2 protein-coding genes are annotated in these 2,172 nt (G+C 65.4%); both read left to right on the top strand.

All coding sequences use genetic code 11. The features are described from left to right. A partial coding sequence (locus EOA60_RS29785; protein WP_128312388.1) for a glycosyltransferase occupies positions 1–442 on the top strand: 442 nt, incomplete at its 5' end. 385 nt (positions 443–827) lie between these two features. Further along, positions 828–2,172, top strand: a 1,345-nt coding sequence (gene ffh, locus EOA60_RS29775) for a signal recognition particle protein (RefSeq protein ID WP_128312386.1), incomplete at its 3' end; no start/stop codon positions are given.

Here is a 2,172-nt window from a genome sequence, read left to right as displayed (position 1 = left end):
TATCGCCGGCGGCGCGCGCTGGCAGCTCCTGCAGCGCACCAAGGTTCGCCGCCAGGGTGTCTTCTTCAAGAGCCTCGGCCGCCGCTTCCGCTACCACGGCGTCGTCGACGGCGACGAGAAGCTGCGCCTGCTGGGAGAAGCCAGAGCTTTTCTCAACCCGATCGCCTGGGAAGAGCCGTTCGGCATGGCGCCGGTCGAAGCGATGCTCTGCGGCACGCCGGTGTTGACGACACGGCGCGGCGCGCTGCCCGAAATCGTCGACGGCGCCACCGGTCGCCTCTTCGACACCGATGCCGAGTTCGCGCAGGCCTTGGCCGACATCGCCGGCTTGTCCCCTGAGCAGTGCCGTGCATCCGCCGCCGCGCGATTTCCCATCGCCAAGACGGCAAACGGCTATCTCGATCTCTATACGCGCATCCTGGACGGCGAAAAGCTGCTCTGAACCGCCTTTGGGCGCGGTGTCTTGCTCTTCAAAACGACCCCAGCCTTGACTCCGCCGCCGATTTCCTGTCTAGACGCACACGAATTCCGCGACGAGACCCTCTCCGCGAAAGCCGACCAGGACGCCGAAGCCTCTTTGAGGCGAGAGCTGTAAACCGATCCTGGAGGCCAACACCCGGCAGCGCGATGCGCCCCCGGGTGCTTTTTGGCTTTGCGCTTTTGCTTGGCGACCCGGCGCGAACGCACTACCTCTCGGGTCGAATGAACCGAGATCGAAGGAAGCAAGATGTTTGAATCACTGCAGGAGCGCACAAGAGGCGTGGAGGGCCGCAGGCCCGACAGCGATCGGCATGAATCCAAGGCGCTCTCGCACGGCGGTCTGATCAATGTTTGAGTCCCTGCAAGAGCGCCTTGGCTCCATCCTGAACGGCCTGACCGGCCGCGGTGCGCTGTCGGAGGCGGACGTCTCGGCGGCGCTGCGCGAGGTGCGCCGGGCACTGCTTGAGGCCGATGTGGCGCTGGAGGTGGTTCGCTCTTTCACCGAAAAGGTGCGCGAGAAAGCGGTTGGCGCCGCGGTGCTGAAGTCGATCAAGCCCGGACAGATGGTCGTCAAGATCGTCCATGACGAGCTGGTCGATATGCTCGGTGCCGAGGGCGTCGCTATCGACCTCAACGCGCCCGCGCCCGTCGTCGTCATGATGGTCGGCCTGCAGGGTTCCGGCAAGACGACGACCTCGGCCAAAATCGCCAAGCGCCTTACCGAGCGTCAGAACAAGAAAATTCTGATGGCCTCGCTCGACACGCGGCGTCCGGCCGCTCAGGAGCAGCTGCGCCAGCTCGGCGAGCAGACCAAGGTCGCCACGCTGCCGATCATCGCCGGCCAAAGCCCGGTCGATATCGCCAAGCGCGCCGTGCAGGCGGCAAAGCTCGGCGGCCACGACGTCGTCATCCTCGACACGGCCGGCCGCACCCATATCGACGAGCCGCTGATGGTCGAGATGGCCGACATCAAGAAGGTGTCGTCGCCGCACGAAATCCTGCTGGTCGCCGACTCGCTGACCGGCCAGGACGCCGTCAACCTAGCGAAAAGCTTCGACGAGCGCGTCGGCATCACCGGCCTGGTGCTGACCCGCATGGACGGCGACGGCCGCGGCGGCGCCGCGCTTTCGATGCGCGCCGTCACCGGCAAGCCGATCAAGCTGATCGGCACCGGCGAAAAGATGGACGGGCTGGAGGAATTCCACCCCAAGCGCATCGCCGACCGCATCCTCGGCATGGGCGACATCGTCAGCCTAGTCGAGAAGGCCGCCGAGACCATCGACGCCGAGCAGGCGGCGGCGATGGCCAAGAAGATGCAGTCAGGCAAGTTCGACCTGAACGACCTTGCCGCGCAGCTTCAGCAGATGTCGAAAATGGGCGGCATGGGCGGCATCATGGGCATGATGCCCGGCATGGGCAAGATGAAGGACCAGCTCGCCGCGGCCGGCTTCGACGACAAGATGTTCCGCCGGCAGCTCGCCATCATCTCCTCGATGACCAAGGCCGAGCGCGCCAACCCCGATATCTTGAAGCACTCGCGCAAGAAGCGCATCGCCGCCGGCTCCGGCACCGACGCGGCCGAGATCAACAAGCTCTTGAAGATGCATCGCGGCATGGCCGACATGATGAAGGCGATGGGCGGCAAGGGCAAAGGCGGCGGCATGATGCGCGGCATGATGGGCGGCCTTGCCT

This window comes from Mesorhizobium sp. M1A.F.Ca.IN.020.06.1.1, assembly GCF_004023265.1.
Taxonomy (GTDB): domain Bacteria; phylum Pseudomonadota; class Alphaproteobacteria; order Rhizobiales; family Rhizobiaceae; genus Mesorhizobium.
Note: the sequence above shows the minus strand (reverse complement) of the source record. Positions and strands in the feature narration are given on the sequence as shown.